Genomic DNA, 22,328 nt, shown 5'->3' on the forward strand with positions numbered 1-22,328 from the left:
AAGAAGGGTAATAAATGGCGTTAAGGTATGCGCTGTTAGGATTATTAGCGAAAAATGAAGCTACGGGCTATGAACTGAATCAGCAATTTAAAGAAACCATTACTCATTTTTGGACAGCTCACCATACACAAATATATAGAGAACTGCTAAAAATGGAAGAAGAGAGACTTGCTCAATCCAAGACCATTCAACAAAATGATTTTCCAGATAAAAAAATATATACAATTACAGACAAGGGATTTGAGCAGTTGCTGGAATGGATGCTGAATAAGCCTGTAAATATTCCAAAACTTAAAGACGATCTATTGCTGAGAGTATCGATGTTTCATTTTATCCCATCTGAACAGGCAATCGCTTTTCTAGAAAAAAGCAAGGAGCACCATCAGATAGGACTGATGATGACGAAAAAGTGGCAAGAAGAAAATTTTCCGGAAGGCATTTATAAGGAAAATGAACTTGGAGAATATTTGACAAGTGAATTTGGAATACGTTATATGGAAAGCTGGTTGTCCTGGTGTGATTGGGCAATAAAAGTGTTAGAAAAGAAAGGATGAAACAACGAGAATGGAACTTACGTTTACAAATGCTGCATTGATTCGTTTACAGCAAAAAATGCAAGGAAAAACAGGTTATCTGAAGCTAAAGCATGACACTGAAGGCTGCGGGTGTGTAGTGAGTGGAGTTGCTGCCTTAGTTCTAGTTGATAAAATAGAAGAGTCCGATACAAAAATTCAAACGAATAGCCTGGATCTATATTTGGAATATAATACAGAAGTCTTTTTTAATGAAGAAATGACAATTGATACAGCAGCAGGAAATCATTTTACTTTGAAGAGCCCGAATGAAATGCTTAATCCAGCCATGAAATTTTATGATCAAACAGCAAAAAACACGGACCGATAAATAGTCCGTGTTTTTTTATTTCTGTACAGCATTTTGCTGTAATTTAAATTGTTTACTGGATACTGGTTTAGAGAGCAGGGGAGAGATGTATGATGCAGCTTCTAGCAATTTATCAAGCTGTATTCCTGTTGATATTCCCATTTGAGCCAGCATATAAACGACATCCTCCGAAGCTACGTTTCCTGATGCACCAGGTGCAAATGGACATCCTCCAAGTCCTCCAGCTGAAGTATCAAATCGGTCGATTCCAGCTTGCATACTTGCGAAAATATTAGCAAGTGCCATTCCTCTCGTATCATGAAAATGAGCTGTAATTAATGTAGTAGCACGCAGGTGATGCTTTAATAAACTGAAAAGCTCATAACATTCTTTAGGGTTTGCCATACCGATTGTATCTGCAACACTTAGTTCGTCCACACCCATTCCTTCGAATTCCTGACAAACTTTAAGAACTTCATATTCATCGATTTTGCCTTCAAAAGGACAATAAAAGCTAGTTGATATGCAAGCTCTAATAAAATACCCTTTTCGCTTTAAATCTTCGATGAGAGGTCGCAGTTCATTCATGCTTTCCTCAGTCGTTTTGTTAATATTTTTTTTGTTAAAGGAATTGCTGACTCCGACGAAAACGGCAATATGCTTTATACCGGCTTGAGCAGCCATATCAATACCCTTTTGATTTGGTGCAAGCACAAAATTGCGCAAGTCATCAAGGCAATTCTCGATTACGTCACCAGCATCCTGCATTTGAGGAACCCATTTGGGTGATACAAATGAAGTCAGTTCCATCTCCTGAAAACCAGCATCTTTTAAAAGAGAAATAAATTCAATTTTATTTTTTGTGGGAATAAAATTTTTCTCGTTTTGCAGACCATCACGAGGACCAACTTCAATCAGTGCGACTCTTTCAGGTAGTTCCATATAAAAAAATACCCCTCCTTGAAAGCGTTTACTATTATTTAATTTAACTGTAAAAAAGCACAGGTTGCAATAAATTTCACTTCTTATGGTATGATAAAAAGGAATTTTCTGAATTATATATAGATTTTAAGGAGGAGACTAACAAATGGTTTCAAGAGAGAGAGATGCAGTGATTGTAAGCGCTATCAGAACACCGATCGGAAGTTTCATGGGCAGCTTTAAAACAGTTGCAGCTACAGAATTAGGAGCGATTGCAATTAAAGATGCTCTAAATAAAGCGGGTATTCCTCATGATTCAGTTGATGAAGTCATTATGGGAAATGTTTTGCAGGCTGGATTAGGACAAAATCCTGCTCGTCAGGCAGCAATTAAAGCTGGATTACCAAATGAAGTCTCCAGTATGACAATTAACAAAGTATGTGGATCTGGTTTAAAAGCAATTCACCTTGCATGTCAATCTGTCTGGCTGGGAGAAGCTGATATTGTTGTTGCGGGCGGAATGGAAAATATGAGCCAGGCTCCTTATCTTTTAAACGGTGCAAGAGATGGGCTGCGAATGGGTAATGCCCCAATGGTAGATTCCATGATTCAGGATGGATTATGGTGTGCATTTGGCGACTATCATATGGGAATTACAGCTGAAAACTTATGTGAGACACACGCACTGACACGTGAAGAATTAGATGCTTTTTCGGCAGAAAGCCAACGGAAATGTGCAGAAGCACAAGAACAAGGCAAATTTGACGATGAAATTACACCAGTAGAGATTCCGCAGCGCAAGGGTGACAGTATCGTTATCGATAAAGATGAGTATCCAAAGGCTGGCACATCAGCAGAAAAATTAGGCAAGTTGAGACCAGCATTCAAAAAAGAAGGTATGGTTACAGCTGGTAATGCATCAGGGATCAATGACGGAGCAGCAGCACTTGTTGTTATGAGCAGAAAGAAAGCAGAAGAGTTGGGCTTAACACCGATAGCAGTTGTAAAAGCAAATGCTAGTGCAGGAGTTGCTCCAGAAGTAATGGGGATTGGTCCTGTTGAAGCAGTGAAGAAAGTGTTAAACAAAACAGACATGAAAATGGACGACATGGATCTGATCGAGGCTAATGAAGCATTTGCAAGTCAATCACTCGCTGTTGGAAAAGATCTGGGGTTTGATAAAGAAAAATTAAATGTAAACGGCGGCGCGATTGCACTTGGCCATCCTATTGGTGCAAGCGGCGCAAGAATCGTAGTGACATTGCTTCATGAGATGAAAAGAAGAAATTCCAAATTTGGCTTAGCAACACTTTGTATTGGCGGCGGGCAGGGAGTAGCCTCCATTTTTGAAAACGAAGGAAATTGAAGTAAGAAACGGATTTGACAATCAGATTCGATACTTATCAAACAAATAGATGGTGTTTTAGAAGCGAGAAGGTCGAGGAAATGAAGTACTGAGGCACGGAATGCAGTACTCCTGCATGAGTACCGGAAGAACAAAATTGACGAAGAGATTCGACACTTATCAAACAAATAGATGGTGTTTTAGAAGCGAGAAGGTCGAGGAAATGAAGTACTGAGGCACGGAATGCAGTACTCCTGCATGAGTACCGGAAGAACAAAATTGACGAAGAGATTCGACACTTATCAAACAAATAGATGGTGTTTTAGAAGCGAGAAGGTCGAGGAAATGAAGTACTGAGGCACGGAATGCAGTACTCCTGCATGAGTACCGGAAGAACAAAATTAACGAAGAGATTCGACACTTATCAAACACCATAAAAGGAGAGGTAGAACATGAAACCAGTACTTGACTCAGCACTAAAAGCAGTAGAAGAAATTAAAGATGGATCCACACTCCTCGTCGGAGGATTTGGATTAGTTGGTATACCGGAAAATTTAATACTAGCTTTAGTTGAAAAAGGTACAAAAGACCTTACAGTGATCTCAAACAACTGTGGTGTCGACGATTGGGGTCTTGGCTTACTGCTGAAAAACAAGCAGATTAAAAAAATGGTTGGTTCATACGTAGGTGAAAATAAAGAGTTTGAAAGACAAGTATTATCCGGCGAGATTGAGGTTGAACTCATTCCACAGGGCACGCTTGCTGAGCGAGTCAGAGCGGGAGGAGCAGGAATACCTGCATTTTATACACCAGCTGGAGTCGGAACACCAATTGCTGAAGGAAAAGAAACACGAACTTTCAATGGCAAAGAATACTTGCTTGAAGAAGGTATTGTAGCTGATTTCAGCTTAATCCGCGCTGCTAAAGGTGATAAAGCTGGAAACTTGATTTATAACAAAACGGCACGAAATTTTAGCCCGATGATCGCTGCAGCAGGTAAAGTAACAATTGTTGAAGTAGAAGAATTAGTTGAAATAGGAGAGCTAGACCCGGACTGCATCCATACACCTGGTGTTTATATTCAAAAAATGATTGTTGGTGCACAAGAAAAACGTATTGAACGTCTAACAGTAAAACAAGGGTAAGGGGAGGAATACGTCATGAATATTAGAGAAAGAATTGCAAAACGTGCTGAAAAAGAGATAGAATCCGGATTTTACGTGAATTTAGGAATCGGTATGCCGACAATGGTAGCCAATTTCATTACTGATAATAAAGAGGTTGTTTTACAATCTGAAAATGGTTTGCTTGGAATCGGACCTTACCCAGCAGAAAGTGAAGTTGATCCAGATCTGATCAATGCGGGAAAAGAAACAGTAACGGCCATAAAAGGGGCTTCTTATTTTGATAGTTCTGAGTCTTTTGCCATGATCCGCGGAGGACATATCGATATTGCGATTTTAGGCGGCATGGAAGTTTCAGAGAATGGTGATTTAGCCAATTGGATGATTCCGGGTAAGATGATTAAAGGTATGGGCGGTGCGATGGATCTTGTACATGGTGCTAAAAAAATCATCGTAATTATGGAGCATGTCAATAAAGCAGGTGAAAGTAAAATTTTAAAGGAATGCCAGCTTCCTTTAACAGGAAAAGGAGTAGTAGAAAGAATCATTACAGACCGTGCAGTAATGGACGTTTCTAAAAATGGCCTTGTATTAAAAGAAGTTGCAGAAGGCTTTACAGTAGACGATGTATTAAATTCGACTGAAGCAAAACTTACAGTCTCAGAAGATATTAAATTAAACGCCTATTAATGGGGTGTAATGAATATGAGTATTTATTTAATTGATGGTGCAAGAACACCTTTTGGCTCTTTCGGGAAATCTTTAAAAGATATTCAGCCAACGGAATTAGGTACAGTATCAGCATTGGAAGCGATAAAACGTGCTAACGTTTCATCAGAAGACATTCAGGATGTGGTGTACGGCAATGTAATTCATTCCAGTAAAAATGCAGCCTATGTGGCCCGGCATACGGCATTGAAGACGGGTATTCCCGCAGAGGTTCCGGCTTTGCTTGTGAACAGACTATGCGGCTCTGGGATGCAGGCAGTTGTTTCTGCTGTGCAAAACCTTCGTGATTCTGAAGATGGAATTGCTCTTTGCGGGGGAATTGAAAATATGTCTCAATCTCCGCATGCAACCTTCTCACACCGTTTTCAAAGTCAAAAATTTGGTGCGATTTCTTTTGAAGATATGCTGCTTAATACACTAAGTGATGAGTATTTAGGTTACGGAATGGGAATTACAGCTGAAAATTTAGCTAAGCAATATCAAATCTCGAGAGAAGAGCAGGACGAGTATGCGAGTTTAAGTCATAAAAGAGCAGCGGAGGCTCTGGATAGAGGAAGGCTGAGCGAAGAGATTGTTCCTGTCCTGCTTAAAGGCGAAAAATCCCTAACAGAAGATGAAGGTATCAAATCAGACACAACGGTTTCAAAGCTAAGCCAGCTCAGACCTACCTTTCAGAAAGACGGAACGGTCACTGCAGGAAACTCTTCTACCATTAATGATGGAGCAGTATCTTTGATTCTTGCTCATAAAAATACCGTTCGGAAAAAAGATTTGAAGCCTCTTGTAGAAATTGTCTCTTGGTCTGTTACGGGTGTTGATCCATCCATTATGGGAATTGGACCGGTTCCAGCAATTAATCAAGCACTAAAAAGAGCAGGGCTTTCATTAAAGGATATCGGTTTATTCGAGATTAATGAAGCATTCAGTGCTCAGTATTTAGCCGTAGAAAAAGAACTTAAACTCGATCGCAGCCTTGCAAATGTTAACGGGGGTGCAATTGCGTTAGGGCATCCAGTCGGCGCGAGCGGAGCGAGGCTGGTCTTAACAACAGCATATGAAATGAAAAGAAGAAATGAAAAATATGGAGTAGCTAGTCTTTGTATCGGCGGCGGTCAAGGAATCGCAATGGTATTGAAACTTGTAAACTAAAAGAGTCCTGACGCCGGTCAGGACTCTTTTAATTATATGCGATGTGTCTCATAAACTTCTGCAGGAAACAGTTCCTCTAATTTGTGCAGTTCATTTTCATTTAAAGAACCATGTTTAAAGGCTTCAATATTTTCTAATAGCTGTTCTGTTGTACTTGCGCCTGCTATTGCCGCAGCCACAACAGAATGATTTATTACAAACTGCAGTGAAGTGTTTGTCAACTTTTCATGAGGGCGAATATTTTTCTCGATTTCAGTCAATTTATTTTGTATATCAGCACCCTTATAGGATAAATACGTATCTTCAGGTTTTTTTGAATATCCTTTTTGGCTTAGCCACCCTTTTGCAACCGGCCCTCGTGAAATTACGCTGATATTTTTAGATTTCAAGTAGGTAAACAGTTCCTCCGGACGGCGGTCTAATAGACTATATTGCATCATCACACTCTGTATATTCGCGTTCTCGGCAAAATAGTGAATCGTATTTGGACGGATAGATGAGATGCCATAATAGCGGATAAGACCTTCTTGTACAAGTTCTTCGAAGGCTTCAATCGTATCATCCATTGGATCATCTACTGTTCCGCCGTGTAGCTGATACAAATCAATATAATCGGTCTGTAAGCGAAGAAGACTTTCTTTCAAAGCAGATTTTATGTATTTTTTTGTAGGGTTCCATTTCCAATTATCTTTTTCTTTATTCCATTCATTCCCGCCTTTTGTAGCTAAAATGATGTCTTTTCTTATATCTTTTAATAATTTCCCGATTAATTCCTCATTCCAGCCGAATCCGTAAAGGTCAGCCGTATCAAAATAGTTGATTCCATGATCAAGTGCAGTTTTTACTATTTTTTCATTTTCATTTCCGAGATCAGGAGAAAGCGACATGCAGCCTAGTCCAAGTTCGCTGGCATAGAGATCTGATTTACCTATCTTTCTTTTGTTCATTGGATAATTCACCTCTTGTTTTTGGGTATCTTGTAGTTAATTTACTTAGGCTGTTTTCTAAAAGATTGTTGAATTTTAGGTCACTTTTGTAAAGAGACTTCATTGAAAAGTTGATTGGAGTGCAAGGTGCGAGACTCAGGCTAGGAGAAGTGTTCCGGCCACTTGAGGATTCTTCTCGTAAGGCATACGATGAGGAAGCTCGCTTGAGCAGGCTTTTCTTGCAGACGCAGGAACACATAAGCTTCCTCGAATACTGATCTTCATCCATCTTCCACCGTGGCTTACCTTACACCCCTCGAAAAGCGAGCAACCTAAAACGAAAATCAACTACATCTAAGAGCGCCAATGGTTACGAAAACAGCCTTTACTTATAAATAACGTATCACACAAGAATGCAAAAATAAAAACCTCCCGATTGATGGAAGGTTACTTTTTTGGTGCAGTCGCATGAATCCAGTCTGAAACGAGTTCGTGCTGTTTCATATAGCTTTTGAGCATATATTTAATTTGCCAGGCTTTCCCGACGAGGGTAATTCCTTTTGGCTGTAAATATATTTTCATCAATCTCTGCCCCCTTGACTGCTATTAATGGAAGTTTTCCAAAGTATGATAGACTTTATGTATGAAGAGAAATAAATAGAACATTGGAGTGTGCAGGATGGACAATTTAACTGAAAAAACGGTATCCAGAGAACAAATTTACAATGGAAAAATAATAGATCTATTTGTAGAAGAGGTTGAACTGCCTAATAAAAAAATAGGCAAAAGAGAGATCGTAAAACATCCTGGTGCTGTGGCTGTTCTGGCTGTAACCGATGATGGAAAGATTTTAATGGTGGAACAATTTCGTAAACCGCTGGAAAAAACAATCGTGGAAATACCGGCCGGAAAACTTGAAAAAGGAGAAAATCCGTTAGAGTGTGCAAAACGCGAACTATTGGAAGAAACAGGATATTCTTGTGAAAAGATAGAGTCGATTGGCTCGTTCTATACCTCTCCTGGTTTTGCAGATGAACTAATTCATCTTTATTTTACGGATACGTTAATTCATAAAGGTGAACAAATGACTGATGAAGATGAATTTGTAAATGTTTTAGAGATTAGTATTGCTGAGGCAAAAGAAATGATGAAAAACCAAAAAATTCATGATGCTAAAACCGTATACGGTGTTTTATATATGGAGCTTAATCATGCAAAAGGAAAATAAAATCAGTACCTTTTTTGCTGATATGCATATTCATATTGGTGCTTCCAAATCAGGAAAACCGATTAAGATTACGGGGTCGCGATCTTTAACATTGACTAATATATTATCAGAAGCAAAGCATAAAAAGGGTATGGACCTAATCGGTGTTATTGATTGTCACTCGCCAGAGGTTTTAGAAGAATTAAATGAAATGAAACGGGAAGGCTCACTTATTGTAAAAGATGGCGGCGGTCTTTTTTTTGAAGGGTTGACGTTAATACCGGGTTCAGAAATTGAAATAAATGATGAAAGGTGTAACGGACCAATTCACGTATTGGTGTTTATGCCTGACTTAGTAAAGATGGAGATGCTCAGCGGCTGGCTCGCGAGCCGGATGAAAAATATACATTTAAGTTCGCAGCGTATGTATGGAACTGCAGTGGAATTACAAAATTTTGTGAAGGATCTTGGTGGACTCTTCATACCCGCTCACATATTTACTCCTTTTAAAAGTTTATATGGAAAGGGTGTAAAGTTTTCTCTTAGTGAAGTGTTTGATCCGGATTTAATAGATGCGGTAGAACTAGGGTTAAGTTCTAATACAGAAATGGCTTCAATGATCTCTGAGCTTTCGCCTTATACCTTCCTGTCTAATTCTGATGCACATTCACTGGAGAAAATCGGGAGAGAGTATCAAATGCTTGCTTTAAAAGAAGCTACATTTGATGAATTCAAATTGGCAATCAAAGGAAAAGAGGGACGGGGCGTAGTCGCAAACTATGGACTCAATCCTTATCTAGGTAAATATTACAGAACGGTTTGTGAAAAATGTTTGCATCCAAATGCATTTTACAAAGATTCCGCTTGTGACAATTGCATGAGCAGTACCTTTATTAAAGGGGTATATGACAGAATTCAAGAATTAAAACAGAAAGAAAACAGCGATTTATCGAGACCTCCTTATATACATCAATTCCCATTAGAGTTCATACCTGGTCTTGGACCTAAAAGTCTTCGGAAATTGCGTGAAGCATTTGGTACGGACATGGATATCATTCATTCTGTACCGGTGGAAAATTTAAAGAGAGTAGTGAAGCCAGCTCTTGCAGAAGCAATTTCTGCTGCAAGAAAAGGGAATGTTTCTATTCAAATTGGGGGCGGCGGTACTTACGGAAAGATAATGGCGGACAAAACTATTAATAAAAATTAGGACATACCCTCCACTTAAATTCATAGAATAAAACTAAGAGTTTTAGGTGGAGGAGGTAATATACAATGGAAAGTATTCGATATTACATGCAGCGTCATCTTCAGGAAAATCGTACATTGTATGCATTTGTTTGTGTATTATTTTTAATGGGAGTCATATTTGGAGCCATTATTGTCAACAGTTTGAGCCCGAATCAAAAGCAAGATCTTTATACGTATTTATCGCGTTTTTTTGTTCAAGCATCCGAAGGTGGATTCGCTAGTAAATCAGATATGCTTTTTCAGAGTTTTGGCCACTATTTGAAATATATGGGTCTTATGTGGCTTTTGGGGTTATCTGTAATCGGCCTTCCTGTCATCCTTATTATGCTGTTTCTAAAAGGAGTTGTAATGGGATTTACTGTTGGGTTTTTAGTTAATCAAATGGGATGGTATGGTTTTTTACTATCATTTGTATCCGTACTTCCTCAAAATGTGCTGTTGATTCCTGCGTTTATTATCGTTTCGGTAGCGGCCATTGCTTTTTCTATTAAAATAATCCGACAGTTAGCTTTTAAACATCATCATGTACCATTCTTTCCGCAGTTGCTCCGATACACAATGCTTGTTGCAGGTGTAGGTGTTATGGTTTTTTTAGCATCTTCACTGGAAGCTTTTTTTACACCGGCATTAATGGAGCAGGTTATTAAATGGTCCATTCATTAATTAATAGTTATTATCTATTTATAATAAGTTTAAATCGTTATTTAAAATGACTTTAATTGACAACTTTTTTTTCCATGCTTATAATTGACTTGTGTATACATAAGGAGGAAACGGGTATGGAAAGCAGAATTGACCGTATCAAAAAACAGCTGCATTCACAAAGTTATAAGCTGACTCCACAGCGTGAGGCGACAGTGAGAGTCCTCCTCGAAAATGAAGAAGACCATTTAAGTGCTGAAGATGTTTATCTGCTCGTGAAAGAAAAGGCACCAGAGATTGGTCTGGCTACTGTTTATCGCACGCTGGAACTTTTAACAGAATTAAAAGTTGTAGATAAAATTAACTTTGGTGATGGAGTATCCCGCTACGATTTAAGAACGGAAGGTGCAGATCACTTTCACCATCATCTTGTATGTATCGAATGCGGTGCGGTGGATGAAATACAGGAAGACCTTCTTGGTGATGTAGAAAAAGTCGTTGAAGAAGGCTGGAATTTTAAAATTAAAGATCATCGCCTGACATTTCATGGTATTTGTCACAGATGCCATCCTAAAGATAATGATAATGAAGGAAGCGGAGAATAGCGCTTTCTTTTTTTGCTCTTTTATTAAGATACAATGCATAGCTGACATATAAAACTTTACACATCCCAAGTGTTTTTTGGGTGTCATTCTTTTTCAATGTAAAGAAATATTTACAAACCTGAAATAATGGGGTAACGTAAGTGATGTATCGATAACTTTTACGTATAAACTAGGGACATGTGGGCATAACCTGTACTATATGAGGACAGGGGTGAACACGATGATTTCCTGGTTGAAACTAGTATGGAATACAGCAAAGGTTTTTTTTGCTTTTTCAATTTGTACACTTGTTTTTTATTTTGGTTTACTTTGGATTAACCAAGAATACGAAAACTACCATAGATATGATGAACCGAAAGGGAAAGCAGTAAAGGTTTTTAATCTGGACTCAGATAAAGATTCGAATTTTGTGAAAAGGCTTTTTTATTTCTATCAAAACGGTGAATAAGGAGGGCTATGATGAACGACCATGTTCAGGATTTTCTTCAATATATTATTGTGGAACGCGCCCTTTCAAAAAACACAATAGATTCCTATAAGCGAGATTTAATTCAATATGTACGTTTTTTAGAAAAAGTAGAATCGATTGAATCCATTCATAAGGTTGACCGTAATAACATTATGGGATATCTTTTATTTTTAAAAGAAAATGGTAAGGCTTCCACAACACTTGCGCGTAACATTGCATCGATTCGAGCGTTTCATCAATTTTTGTTTCGTGAGAAGTTTACGAGTCAAGATCCAACTTTACATATCGAAACGCCAAAAACAGAAAGAAAATTACCAAAAGTATTATCTACTGATGAAGTGGAAGCCTTGTTAGAAACTCCATCCACTAATGAACCATTGTCAAAGCGTGATAAAGCGATGCTTGAACTTCTTTATGCAACAGGAATTCGAGTATCGGAATTGGTGCAGCTGGATCTCTCAGATGTTCATCTGTCAATGGGATTTATCCGCTGTATGGGTAAAGGTAATAAAGAAAGAATCATTCCACTTGGTAAAATGGCTCAAAAGGCAATTGAAAGTTATTTAAATGCTGGAAGGTCTATATTGCTTAAGAGAAAAAAGACAGAAGCATTGTTTTTGAACCATCATGGCAATCGATTATCGAGGCAAGGTTTTTGGAAAATATTGAAGCAATTAGCTGTAAGGGCTAAAATAGATAAAGAACTTACACCGCATACGCTTAGACACTCTTTTGCCACACACCTTTTAGAAAATGGAGCTGATTTGCGTGCAGTCCAGGAAATGTTAGGACATGCTGACATTTCAACGACTCAAATTTATACACACGTTACAAAAACACGATTGAAAGATGTATACTCCGCCTTCCATCCGAGGGCGTGAGATTTCTTTTTATTTTCAGTTGTCAGACTTCCGACATCACCTTGGACTTGTTTGCAGGTTTAAGTTAAAGGAAATAGTAAATACAGTGAAGTTATGATATTTCAGGAGGAAAATATGAAACAAACACGCTTTAAACGTACATTTTTAATTGTAATGGATTCAGTAGGTATTGGTGAAGCACCAGACGCTGAGAAATTTGGTGATAAAGGGTCTCATACTTTAGGTCATATTGCTGAACGCATGAATGGACTAAAAGTGCCGAATTTGGAAAAGTTGGGACTTGGAAATATCGATCCGTCCATTAAAGGGGTTTCTCCATCTACTAAACCAGATGCTAACTATGCAAAACTTCCTGAGTTATCAAATGGAAAAGACACGATGACAGGACATTGGGAAATCATGGGACTTCATATTAAAGAACCATTCCAAACTTTTCCTGATGGGTTCCCGGATGAACTAATCGATATGCTGACTGAAAAGTGGGGCCGTGGCATATTAGGAAATAAAGCCGCTTCTGGAACTGAAATTATTACAGAGCTAGGAGAAGAGCATATGAAGACTGGTAAGCTGATTGTTTACACTTCAGCTGATTCCGTTTTACAGATTGCAGCTCATGAAGATGTTGTGCCAATTGATGAGTTATATAAAATTTGCGAAACAGCAAGAGAAATGACAAGAGATGGCAAGTACATGCTCGGAAGAATTATTGCCCGTCCGTTTGTTGGTGAGCCAGGAGCTTTTGAAAGAACGTCTAACAGGCATGATTATGCACTAAAACCTTTTGGAAGAACAATAATGAATGAACTGCAAGACGGCGGATTTGACAGTATCGCACTTGGGAAAATCTCAGACATTTTTGATGGTGAAGGTGTTACAAAAGCGATTCGTACAAAATCAAACATGGATGGAATGGACAAGCTTATTCAATCCATGGACGATGATTTTACAGGGTTGAATTTCTTAAATCTTGTAGATTTTGATGCATTATTTGGACATAGAAGAGACCCTGAAGGATATGGAAAAGCATTAGAAGAGTTTGATAATCGCCTTACTGAAGTATTAGATAAACTACAAGACGATGATTTGCTTATGATAACAGCCGATCATGGAAATGACCCAGTACATCATGGTACAGATCATACACGTGAATATGTCCCTTTATTAGTCTTTCATAAGGGAATAGAAACAGGTAAAGAATTAAACGTTGGAAACACATTTGCTGATATTGGTGCAACCATTGCAGAAATTTATGATGTGAAAAAACCAGAAATCGGCAGCAGCTTTTTAAATCAGCTGTAAGTTGAGGGGGAAATAAAAACATGAAAACAAATCAATTGCAGACATCTGCAGAATTTATTCAATCTAAACTAACAACAACTCCAAAAATCGGACTGATTCTTGGGTCTGGACTCGGTATTTTAGCGGATGAAATTCAAAATCCAACGGTAATTCCTTATTCGGATATACCTGAATTTCCAGTGTCCACTGTTGAGGGACATGCTGGGCAGCTTGTAATAGGAGAACTTGCTGGTAAACAAGTAGTAGTTATGCAAGGCCGTTTTCATTATTATGAAGGCTATTCTATGGAGAAAGTAACCTTCCCAGTACGTGTTATGAAATTAATCGGCGTTGAAACGATTGTTGTTACAAATGCAGCAGGCGGAGTAAATGAAGATTTTGAAGCTGGAGACTTGATGCTGATTACAGATCATATCAACAATTTTGGGGATAATCCTTTAATTGGTGCAAACGATAATTCTTTCGGTGTTCGTTTTCCGGACATGAGTGAAGCTTACACGAGTTCGTTGCAGGATATTGCCCGAAAGGTTGCCAAAGATCTAGGGCTATCCTTAAAAGAAGGGGTATATGTTGGGAACACTGGTCCTTCTTATGAAACTCCTGCAGAAGTAAGAATGCTAAGAATTTTAGGTGCAGATGCAGTTGGAATGTCAACTGTTCCGGAAGTAATTATCGCAAGACATGCTGGTATTAACGTACTAGGTATTTCATGTATTTCTAACATGGCTGCAGGAATTTTAGATCAGCCCCTTACTCATGATGAAGTAATGGAAACAACAGAAAAAGTAAAAGCTAATTTCCTTTCCTTAGTAAAAGGAATTGTTAACAAGATCTAAGGATACGTTGGCACACGAAGCCGCAGCAAATCGTAAGAACCTGAAATCAATTCATAAGGCTGTTTTCTAAAAGATTGTTGCTTTGCTGAACATTCTATTGTCTTCTTTGACAGTTGATTGGAGTGCAAGATTCGAGACTCCTCGAAAATGAAATTCACATTTTCTTCGTGCGATGCATCGCTGCCGTGTCCTTCCTTGTCCTGCTGGACAGGTGAGACACTTATACGTGAAACGTACGAATGTTGCTCACCGTCTGCCCCGCGGAAAGCGAGCATCCTGGAACGGAAATCAACAACTATCAAAAGCAACAATTAATACGAAAACAGCCATTAATCAGATCTAGCTTTATAAGAAAGTGGTGTTTATATAATGAGAATGGTCGATTTAATTCAAAAAAAGCGTGATGGAAAAGAACTGACAAAAGAAGAGATCAATTATATTATCAAAAATTACACAAACGGAGATATTCCAGATTATCAAATGTCTGCGTTTGCTATGGCAGTCTATTTCAAAGACATGTCTACCGAAGAACGTGCAAATCTTACGATGGCTATGGTTGAGTCAGGAGATCAGATAGATCTATCGGCTATTGAAGGCATTAAAGTTGATAAGCATTCAACCGGCGGTGTTGGTGATACAACTACACTTGTACTGGCACCTTTAGTTGCAGCTTTAGGAGTCCCTGTAGCGAAGATGTCAGGAAGAGGACTTGGACATACTGGTGGAACAATCGATAAGCTTGAAGCTGTTCCAGGATTCCACGTTGAAATCGACAATGCGCAGTTCATTGATCTTGTAAATAAGAACAAACTGGCTGTTATCGGACAAAGTGGTAATCTTACACCTGCGGATAAAAAGTTATATGGTCTTCGTGATGTAACTGCAACGGTTAATTCAATTCCGTTAATTGCGAGCTCGATCATGAGCAAGAAGATTGCAGCAGGGGCGGATGCGATTGTCCTTGATGTAAAAACAGGTGCGGGTGCATTCATGAAAACACCTGAGGAAGCTGAAGAATTAGCTAATGCAATGGTTAAGATCGGAAACGCTGTTGGGCGTAACACGATGGCGGTAATCTCTGATATGAGCCAGCCTTTAGGTCTCGCGATTGGTAATGCTCTTGAGATTAAAGAAGCGATTGATACGCTAAACGGAAACGGACCGAAAGATCTTGAAGAACTTTGCTTGACTTTAGGTTCCCACATGGTTTATTTAGCTAAAAAAGCAGATTCTCTTGAAGCTGCACGTGAGATGCTGAAAGAAGCGATCACATCAGGTAAAGCACTGGAAACATTGAAAGTATTCTTGAAAGCTCAAGGCGGGGACGAATCAGTTGTCGATCATCCAGGGAACCTTCCTCAAGCAGCACATACTTTTGAATTAACGGCTGATGAAGATGGCTATGTTTCTGAAATCGTTGCTGACGAAATCGGTACTGCAGCTATGATTTTGGGTGCAGGAAGAGCTACGAAAGAATCAGAAATTGATTTAGCGGTTGGTCTAATGCTAAATAAAAAAGTAGGAGATCAAGTTTCAAAAGGTGATTCTCTTGTAACCATCTACAGCAACACTAAGGATGTTGAGGATGCTAAGAAGCGAATTCGTGAAGCATACACAATTTCTAAAGATCCAGTAACAGCTCCACCATTGGTTTATAAAGAAATTAAACAATAATAGTAGTTGATGACGCATTAGAACACGTTAAGTGATCTTTTGCGTCATTTTTTTTGTTAAAAGACTTGCTCATTTTTTTGAGCAGTCTTTTTTTATTCTCCAACCAGGTTGGTAAATGCGGTATAAAGTGAAAAATTATGGAAAAAATAAAGCTATATGAATGGAGGGAAAAGCATGAAAGCCGTTATTTCTGGTTTATTAAGCATCTGTTTGCTGGCATCTTTTGCCATCCCAAGAGTGGATGCAGCAGAAAAAGTGAAAGAAAAAATGAAGCTAGCGGAGCAAAGTTCTTCAGCTATATTAATGGAACAAGACAGTGGAAGTGTTTTATTTGAGAAAAATAGTCATAAAAAACTTCCGCCAGCAAGTATGACGAAAATCATGACATTAATCTTAGTGATGGAGGCCATTGATAAAGGAAAAATAAATTGGAATGACAAAGTTCGTGTTAGCGAATTCGCTGCCAGTATGGGTGGATCGCAAGTTTTTCTTGAACCAGGCGAAGAAATGAATGTGGAAGACATGGTTAAAGGAATCGCAATTGGAAGTGCAAATGATGCATCTGTTGCGATGGCTGAATATATTGCAGGGTCAATGGAATCCTTTGTTAAAATGATGAACGAAAAAGCAAACAAGCTTGGATTGCATGATACCTTCTTCAAGAATCCTACTGGATTGCCGACTGCGGGTCATTATACATCTGCTCATGATATGGCAATTATGGGGAAAGAGCTTTTAAAACATGAAGAAGTGACAAAATTTACAGGCTCATATGAAGATTATTTAAGAGAAGACACCGAGAAAAAATTTTGGCTTGTAAATACGAATAGACTTGTAAAATTTTATCCTGGTGTTGATGGATTAAAAACAGGTTTTACAAATGAAGCGAAGTACTGTTTAACTGCAACAGCTAACAAAAACGGCATGCGGGTAATTGCTGTTGTTATGGGTGCACCTACACCAAAAGAACGGAATGCCCAAGTAACGAATATGCTTGACTATGCATTTACACAGTTTGCAACGAAAAAATTATATGAACGTCATGAAATCATTAAAGAAGTAAAAGTGCAAAAAGGCGATAAAGCAAAACTTCCTGTAGTGACTTCAGAAAATATTTCACTTCTGCTTAAAAAAGGCGAAACTGCCAAAAAAGTTAAAACTGAAGTGACAGTGGAAAATGATTTGAAAATGCCAGTCAAAAAAGGTCAGCAAGTAGGTTCTTTAAAAATCTGGAACGGCGAAAAATTGATAACAGAATCACCAGTTTTAGCATCTGAAACGATTAAAAAGGCATCTTGGTGGAAATTGTTTAAACGATCAGCTGGGCAGATGTCAAAATCTTCATAAACACTTAGCATAAAAAGACGAATTCCCACTAGTTTTGTCAGCAGTGAAGGAATTCGTCTCTTTTTATAGAACTTCACGTTATCCAAATAAGAAGGAGAGGATAGCGTGGGATTAGCTGTCAATCTTGAACTGAAAACTTCCGTACTGTGCATCCGGTTAGAAGGTGAACTTGATCATCATACTGCTGATGTATTGCGGTCACAAGTAGAAGATTATCTGAAAAAGCATACCGTAAATCACATTGTTCTAAATCTCGAAGGTTTAAGTTTTATGGATAGCTCAGGTCTAGGAGTAATATTGGGCCGGTATAAACAAATCAAAAGTCAGAATGGGGAGATGGTTGTATGTGCAATTTCACAGCCTGTCCGAAGACTATTTGAAATGTCAGGGCTTTTTAAAATCATTCGTTTAGAAGAAGATGAAGAGCTTGCCCTGCAGGCTTTGGGGGTGGCTTAAAATGAGAAATGAAATGAAAATTCAGTTTTCTGCGTTAAGTCAAAATGAGTCGTTTGCCCGTGTGACTGTGGCAGCATTTATTGCTCAAATAGACCCGACAGTAGATGAATTAACAGAAATTAAAACGGTAGTATCAGAAGCCGTAACAAACGCGATTATACATGGCTATGATAATAAGCCGACAGGAATGGTTTATATCGAAGCTGCTATAGAAGAAGACACGATTCATTTAACGATTCGTGACGAGGGGCATGGAATCACTGATTTAGGACAAGCGAGACAGCCTTTGTACACATCAAAGCCTGAACTCGAAAGGTCTGGCATGGGCTTTACGATTATGGAAAATTTTATGGATGAAGTAGAAGTCATCTCAGAGCCATCATTCGGTACGACGATTCACTTGACGAAATACTTAACCAAAAATAAAGCATTGTGCAATTAAGGGAGTATGTCTAATGGATGTCGAGGTGAGAAGCAGCAAAGGCGAACCGTTTCTAAAGGATGAGGAGATTAAACTTTTAATTAAGCGAAGTCAAGAAGGTGATCAAGAGGCGCGAGACACTATAGTTGAAAAAAACATGAGACTCGTTTGGTCTGTTGTTCAACGTTTTTTAAACAGAGGCTATGAAGCAGATGACCTTTTTCAGATTGGAAGTATCGGCTTATTGAAATCAGTGGACAAATTTGATCTTTCTTATGACGTAAGATTCTCAACATATGCTGTTCCGATGATCATTGGTGAGATTCAGCGGTTTATTAGGGACGATGGTACGGTAAAAGTAAGCCGTTCCCTTAAAGAAACAGGTAATAAAGTTAGGAAAGCAAAAGACGAGCTGTCAAAATCTCTTGGAAGAACACCTACGATTAATGAAGTTGCTCAATATTTGGATTTAGCAGTTGAAGATGTCGTGCTGGCACAAGACGCAGTCCGGGCACCTCAATCAATCCATGAAACCGTTTATGAGAATGATGGTGATCCGATCACATTACTCGATCAGATCTCAGATCATAGTGAAAGCAAGTGGTTTGACAAAATTGCACTAAAAGATATGATGGACAGACTTGATGAACGTGAGAGATTGATTGTCTATTTAAGGTATTTTAAAGACCAAACACAATCCGAGGTAGCTGATCGGCTTTCTATATCACAAGTTCAAGTATCCAGATTAGAAAAGAAAATACTGCTGTTCATGAAAAGCCAGATGGAGACTTAATCAGTCGCCATCTGATTTTTTTATTTTTAGACTTAATTTTTTAAAAATGAGACTTAATTCCTCATGGATTAGACTCAATTCCTCAACAATTAGACTCAATTCCTCAACAATTAGACTCAATTACTCAACAATTAGACTCAATTCCTCAACAATTAGACTTAATACGCAAAAACGTCTTTCAGTTTCTAAGTCAATATTTTCCTCCATTAAGTACATTTAACGTATAAAAGCTAAAACTTAAACGTGGCTCACCATACGCCCCGCGGAAAGCGAGCAACCTGGAGCGGAAATCAACGATTCTAAAGGACAACAAAGTTTACGTGAAAACCCTTTTTAAAGAACACAATAACCCAATCTGAAAATACAGATCGGTTTTTTTATGGTAGTTTCTGGATGTGTTCTTCTGTTAAGCATGATAAGAAATAACGAATCGCATACTAACTTTAAATGCGCTGAAGAAAAGAGGGGGAGTCATTTGGATAAAAGCATATACCTTCGCATGCGGCAACGCGTACAAGTCCTTCAGCATCAAAAAATAACGATTGGCGATGTTGCGCAAATTGTATCTTCAGATGAAAAAGAAAAGCAAGTAAAGGAGCTTGTTGTTTATGAAATAACTCCTGAAGACAAACATTTAGTTGTCATTGATGTAATGAAAGTAATCAGTTCAATTCAAAGACAAGATCCAGGTGCTGATGTACAAACGATAGGGCCGGCACAAACTATTTTAGAAATTCAAATGAAACCCAAAAAATTAGCTCCTGTTTATTTTGTACTTGTATGGCTTTTACTTTTTATTGGTTCAGCTCTTGCAATCATGAACTTTCATGAGGATGTAAGCATGCAGCTTGTTCATCAAAAAATATATTACATGATGACAGGCCATTATAAAGAACAGCCACTATTGCTTCAGATTCCATACTCGTTCGGATTAGGTCTTGGTATGATACTGTTCTTTAATCATCTTTTCCGAAAACGGTTCAACGAGGAGCCAAGCCCACTAGAAGTTGAAATGTTTAATTATCAGCAGGATTTAGATCAATATGTCATTGTGCACGAAAACAAAGAAACAGAGAAGAAGATCAATGACGATTAAAGTATTGCTTGTTATGTTTGTAGGACTAGGCGGCGGAATAACGGTTGGATCTGGTTTGGTCGCATTTCTTACTGTTCTTGGAATTGTGCCGCGCTTGATGCAGTTATCAAAGACATATAGCTATATAAGAAGTTATGAAATCAGCATTATATTAGGAGCAGTGCTTGGCGGGTGGATGAACTTACGTGATGCGTCCCTTTCGTTTCCTTCAATTATATTGGTACCGATTGGTTTGATGGCAGGTATTTTTGTAGGAATGCTGGCAGCAGCACTGACTGAAGTGCTTAACGTACTTCCTATTTTGGCAAAAAGGGTAGGGTTTGGAGAGAAAATCATTATTATCCTAATGGCCATTGTGTTTGGAAAGATATCAGGGTCGCTGTTTCATTGGATATATTACATTAACCATTAAAAAACTATTAAAGGAAGTGAATTTCAATGGCAACAAAAGAAGAACAGCAGGCATATGCCGAAAAGATTAAACCAATTCAGCCTAAACCGCCTTATTTCATTAATTGTTTAAAAGCGTTTTTGGTAGGCGGCGTCATTTGCCTAATAGGTGAAGCGATACAAAAGTTTTATATGACGTATTTTAATTTTTCAGCAGAAACGGCTGGGAACCCAACTGTAGCTACCCTTATTTTAGTAGCAGCATTGTTAACGGGGTTAGGTGTTTATGATAAAATCGGTCAGTTTGCTGGAGCAGGATCAGTTGTTCCTGTTACTGGTTTTGCAAATGCTGTTACAAGTGCTGCGTTAGAACACAAAAGTGAAGGACTTGTTCTTGGGGTAGCGACAAATTTATTTAAACTTGCTGGAGCGGTAATTGTTTTCGGTGCCGTATCAGCCTACATTTTTGGAATGATCCGATATATTTTTCAGCACTTACTGTAAGGAGTGAGCACATTGAATTTACAAGGCAGACAAACATGGAAATTTGCAAATGATATTTATTTGAATGCCGCTGGAACCGCAGTAGGTCCATTAGAAGGTGAAGGACCTCTTGGCAGTTTTTTTGATAAAACGTACAGCAACCTTCATTGCAATCAAAAAAATTGGGAGCTTGCAGAGAGACAGCTTATGGAAGATGCGATTGAGATCTGTTTACAAAAAACAAAATTACAGCCTTCAGATATCAACTTCTTATTGGCAGGTGACCTGTTAAATCAAATCGTTTCTGCTAATTATACAGCGAGAGGTAACGGTATTCCATATTTAGGTGTTTTTGGTGCTTGTTCTACTTCAATGGAATCTTTAGCTTTAGCCGCTTTGTTAGTAGACGGAGGCTATGCGAACCGGGTCATTGCAGCTGTAAGCTCACATAATGCTACTGCAGAAAGGCAGTTTAGATATCCAACAGAGTATGGCGGACAAAAACCTGATACAGCAACTTTTACAGTTACCGGGGCTGGAGCAGCTCTTGTCAGTAAAGAAGTGTCTGACATTAGAATTACTTCTGCAACGATCGGAAAAGTTGTGGACTTAGGGATAAAGGATCCTTTTGATATGGGTTCTGCGATGGCACCAGCCGCTGCAGATACAATTGCTGCTCATTTAAAAGAAATGAATGTTTCTGCAGATGAATATGACCTGATTGCTACTGGTGATTTATCAGGGGTAGGGGCGCCAATTGTTAAAATGCTGCTGAAAGAACAAGGGATAGACATTTCTGATAATCACCGTGATTGCGGATTAATGATCTATCGGCCGGATCAGCCTGTTTTTGCTGGAGGCAGCGGCTGCGCCTGTTCAGCAGTTGTTACTTACGGCTATATTTTGGAGGAAATACGCAAAGGCAATTTAAGCAAGGTGCTTATGGTTGCGACAGGAGCATTATTAAGTCCTGTAATGGTACAGCAAAAAGAATCAATCCCAACTGTCGCTCATGGAGTTGTTTTGGAGCGAGCGGAAGGAGGGAACTAATATGGAATTTGTTTGGGCATTTATTATTGGTGGGTTCATATGTGTGATTGGACAGTTGATGATGGATGTTTTGAAACTGACGCCTGCCCATGTTACAACATCATTTGTCGTAATTGGAGCTTTGCTTGATGCTTTTGGTATTTATGATAAATTAATTGAATTTGCTGGGGCAGGTGCAACCGTTCCGATCACAAGCTTTGGTCATTCCTTGCTGCATGGAGCTATGGAATCAGCGGAAGATCACGGCTTTATTGGCATTGCTATGGGGATATTTGAATTGACTTCAGCAGGTATTTCATCTGCTATTCTTTTCGGTTTTATTGTAGCAGTCATCTTTAAGCCAAAGGGGTGA

At 38.6% G+C, this 22,328-nt stretch carries 27 protein-coding genes; 24 read left to right on the forward strand and 3 right to left on the reverse strand.

Annotated elements, in window-relative coordinates; all coding sequences use genetic code 11:
* The first annotated feature begins 14 nt into the window (after nucleotides 1-14).
* Nucleotides 15-554, forward strand: a complete 540-nt coding sequence (locus tag RGB74_RS08245) for a PadR family transcriptional regulator (RefSeq protein ID WP_310762500.1) — start codon at nucleotides 15-17, stop codon at nucleotides 552-554.
* Nucleotides 555-564: 10 nt separating this feature from the next.
* The gene (locus tag RGB74_RS08250; protein ID WP_310762501.1) at nucleotides 565-903 is read left to right on the forward strand and encodes an iron-sulfur cluster biosynthesis family protein; all 339 of its coding nucleotides are present in this window, start codon (nucleotides 565-567) and stop codon (nucleotides 901-903) included.
* A gap of 15 nt (nucleotides 904-918) precedes the next feature.
* On the opposite strand, the gene RGB74_RS08255 is transcribed toward RGB74_RS08250, so the two are convergent.
* Nucleotides 919-1,824, reverse strand: a complete 906-nt coding sequence (locus RGB74_RS08255; protein ID WP_310762502.1) for a hydroxymethylglutaryl-CoA lyase — start codon at nucleotides 1,822-1,824, stop codon at nucleotides 919-921.
* A 145-nt stretch (nucleotides 1,825-1,969) separates the two neighbouring features.
* Between RGB74_RS08255 and RGB74_RS08260 the strand changes: the two genes are divergently transcribed.
* From RGB74_RS08260 to RGB74_RS08275, 4 genes are all read left to right on the forward strand, one after another.
* Nucleotides 1,970-3,169, forward strand: coding sequence for an acetyl-CoA C-acetyltransferase (locus tag RGB74_RS08260; RefSeq protein WP_310762503.1), 1,200 nt, complete (start codon nucleotides 1,970-1,972; stop codon nucleotides 3,167-3,169).
* A gap of 431 nt (nucleotides 3,170-3,600) precedes the next feature.
* On the forward strand, nucleotides 3,601-4,293 hold the full coding sequence (locus tag RGB74_RS08265; protein WP_310762504.1) for a CoA transferase subunit A: 693 nt from the start codon (nucleotides 3,601-3,603) through the stop codon (nucleotides 4,291-4,293).
* Between the two features lie 15 nt (nucleotides 4,294-4,308).
* Nucleotides 4,309-4,962 carry a CoA transferase subunit B gene (locus RGB74_RS08270; protein WP_310762505.1) on the forward strand — a complete coding sequence of 218 codons (654 nt, stop codon included), beginning with the start codon at nucleotides 4,309-4,311 and terminating at the stop codon, nucleotides 4,960-4,962.
* Nucleotides 4,963-4,977: 15 nt separating this feature from the next.
* Complete coding sequence (locus tag RGB74_RS08275; RefSeq protein WP_396136034.1) at nucleotides 4,978-6,150, forward strand: thiolase family protein; 1,173 nt, start codon at nucleotides 4,978-4,980, stop codon at nucleotides 6,148-6,150.
* Nucleotides 6,151-6,182: 32 nt separating this feature from the next.
* On the opposite strand, the gene RGB74_RS08280 is transcribed toward RGB74_RS08275, so the two are convergent.
* Together RGB74_RS08280 and mciZ are read right to left on the reverse strand one after the other, a co-directional pair.
* Nucleotides 6,183-7,097, reverse strand: a complete 915-nt coding sequence (locus RGB74_RS08280; protein ID WP_310762507.1) for an aldo/keto reductase — start codon at nucleotides 7,095-7,097, stop codon at nucleotides 6,183-6,185.
* 426 nt (nucleotides 7,098-7,523) lie between these two features.
* Complete coding sequence (mciZ, locus tag RGB74_RS08285) at nucleotides 7,524-7,658, reverse strand: Z-ring formation inhibitor MciZ (protein WP_310762508.1); 135 nt, start codon at nucleotides 7,656-7,658, stop codon at nucleotides 7,524-7,526.
* A 97-nt stretch (nucleotides 7,659-7,755) separates the two neighbouring features.
* Between mciZ and RGB74_RS08290 the strand changes: the two genes are divergently transcribed.
* From RGB74_RS08290 to spoVAE, 18 genes are all read left to right on the forward strand, one after another.
* Nucleotides 7,756-8,304, forward strand: a complete 549-nt coding sequence (locus tag RGB74_RS08290; RefSeq protein ID WP_310762509.1) for an NUDIX hydrolase — start codon at nucleotides 7,756-7,758, stop codon at nucleotides 8,302-8,304.
* A gap of 1 nt (nucleotide 8,305) precedes the next feature.
* On the forward strand, nucleotides 8,306-9,493 hold the full coding sequence (locus RGB74_RS08295; protein ID WP_310762823.1) for an endonuclease Q family protein: 1,188 nt from the start codon (nucleotides 8,306-8,308) through the stop codon (nucleotides 9,491-9,493).
* Nucleotides 9,494-9,558: 65 nt separating this feature from the next.
* Nucleotides 9,559-10,197, forward strand: coding sequence for a stage II sporulation protein M (gene spoIIM / locus RGB74_RS08300; RefSeq protein ID WP_310762510.1), 639 nt, complete (start codon nucleotides 9,559-9,561; stop codon nucleotides 10,195-10,197).
* 116 nt (nucleotides 10,198-10,313) lie between these two features.
* Complete coding sequence (locus RGB74_RS08305; RefSeq protein ID WP_310762511.1) at nucleotides 10,314-10,781, forward strand: ferric iron uptake transcriptional regulator; 468 nt, start codon at nucleotides 10,314-10,316, stop codon at nucleotides 10,779-10,781.
* Nucleotides 10,782-11,001: 220 nt separating this feature from the next.
* Nucleotides 11,002-11,229, forward strand: a complete 228-nt coding sequence (locus tag RGB74_RS08310; protein ID WP_310762512.1) for a YqzK family protein — start codon at nucleotides 11,002-11,004, stop codon at nucleotides 11,227-11,229.
* A gap of 11 nt (nucleotides 11,230-11,240) precedes the next feature.
* Nucleotides 11,241-12,131 carry a site-specific tyrosine recombinase XerD gene (gene xerD, locus RGB74_RS08315; RefSeq protein ID WP_310762513.1) on the forward strand — a complete coding sequence of 297 codons (891 nt, stop codon included), beginning with the start codon at nucleotides 11,241-11,243 and terminating at the stop codon, nucleotides 12,129-12,131.
* Between the two features lie 114 nt (nucleotides 12,132-12,245).
* Nucleotides 12,246-13,430, forward strand: a complete 1,185-nt coding sequence (gene deoB, locus RGB74_RS08320; protein ID WP_310762514.1) for a phosphopentomutase — start codon at nucleotides 12,246-12,248, stop codon at nucleotides 13,428-13,430.
* A 20-nt stretch (nucleotides 13,431-13,450) separates the two neighbouring features.
* Complete coding sequence (locus tag RGB74_RS08325) at nucleotides 13,451-14,266, forward strand: purine-nucleoside phosphorylase (RefSeq protein ID WP_310762515.1); 816 nt, start codon at nucleotides 13,451-13,453, stop codon at nucleotides 14,264-14,266.
* 369 nt (nucleotides 14,267-14,635) lie between these two features.
* On the forward strand, nucleotides 14,636-15,940 hold the full coding sequence (locus tag RGB74_RS08330) for a pyrimidine-nucleoside phosphorylase (protein ID WP_310762516.1): 1,305 nt from the start codon (nucleotides 14,636-14,638) through the stop codon (nucleotides 15,938-15,940).
* A 174-nt stretch (nucleotides 15,941-16,114) separates the two neighbouring features.
* Nucleotides 16,115-17,287 (forward strand): D-alanyl-D-alanine carboxypeptidase family protein, encoded by a 1,173-nt coding sequence (locus tag RGB74_RS08335; protein WP_310762517.1) that lies wholly within the window; start codon nucleotides 16,115-16,117, stop codon nucleotides 17,285-17,287.
* 105 nt (nucleotides 17,288-17,392) lie between these two features.
* Nucleotides 17,393-17,743: an anti-sigma F factor antagonist gene (spoIIAA, locus tag RGB74_RS08340; protein WP_310762518.1), complete on the forward strand. Its 351-nt coding sequence runs from the start codon at nucleotides 17,393-17,395 to the stop codon at nucleotides 17,741-17,743.
* A 1-nt stretch (nucleotide 17,744) separates the two neighbouring features.
* Nucleotides 17,745-18,185 carry an anti-sigma F factor gene (gene spoIIAB, locus RGB74_RS08345; protein ID WP_310257901.1) on the forward strand — a complete coding sequence of 147 codons (441 nt, stop codon included), beginning with the start codon at nucleotides 17,745-17,747 and terminating at the stop codon, nucleotides 18,183-18,185.
* A gap of 13 nt (nucleotides 18,186-18,198) precedes the next feature.
* Nucleotides 18,199-18,957, forward strand: coding sequence for an RNA polymerase sporulation sigma factor SigF (gene sigF, locus RGB74_RS08350; protein ID WP_310762519.1), 759 nt, complete (start codon nucleotides 18,199-18,201; stop codon nucleotides 18,955-18,957).
* A 475-nt stretch (nucleotides 18,958-19,432) separates the two neighbouring features.
* The gene (locus tag RGB74_RS08355) at nucleotides 19,433-20,053 is read left to right on the forward strand and encodes a stage V sporulation protein AA (RefSeq protein ID WP_310762520.1); all 621 of its coding nucleotides are present in this window, start codon (nucleotides 19,433-19,435) and stop codon (nucleotides 20,051-20,053) included.
* A complete protein-coding gene (locus RGB74_RS08360) occupies nucleotides 20,043-20,465 on the forward strand; it encodes a stage V sporulation protein AB (protein WP_310762521.1) in 423 nt (140 codons plus the stop codon). Before RGB74_RS08355 ends, RGB74_RS08360 begins: the two co-directional genes overlap by 11 nt.
* 26 nt (nucleotides 20,466-20,491) lie before the next feature.
* Nucleotides 20,492-20,947 (forward strand): stage V sporulation protein AC, encoded by a 456-nt coding sequence (spoVAC, locus tag RGB74_RS08365; RefSeq protein ID WP_310762522.1) that lies wholly within the window; start codon nucleotides 20,492-20,494, stop codon nucleotides 20,945-20,947.
* 12 nt (nucleotides 20,948-20,959) lie between these two features.
* Complete coding sequence (spoVAD, locus tag RGB74_RS08370) at nucleotides 20,960-21,976, forward strand: stage V sporulation protein AD (RefSeq protein ID WP_310762523.1); 1,017 nt, start codon at nucleotides 20,960-20,962, stop codon at nucleotides 21,974-21,976.
* Nucleotide 21,977: 1 nt separating this feature from the next.
* Nucleotides 21,978-22,328, forward strand: coding sequence for a stage V sporulation protein AE (spoVAE, locus tag RGB74_RS08375; protein WP_310762524.1), 351 nt, complete (start codon nucleotides 21,978-21,980; stop codon nucleotides 22,326-22,328).

Source organism: Bacillus sp. NEB1478, assembly GCF_031582965.1.
Taxonomy (GTDB): Bacteria; Bacillota; Bacilli; order Bacillales; family Fictibacillaceae; genus Fictibacillus.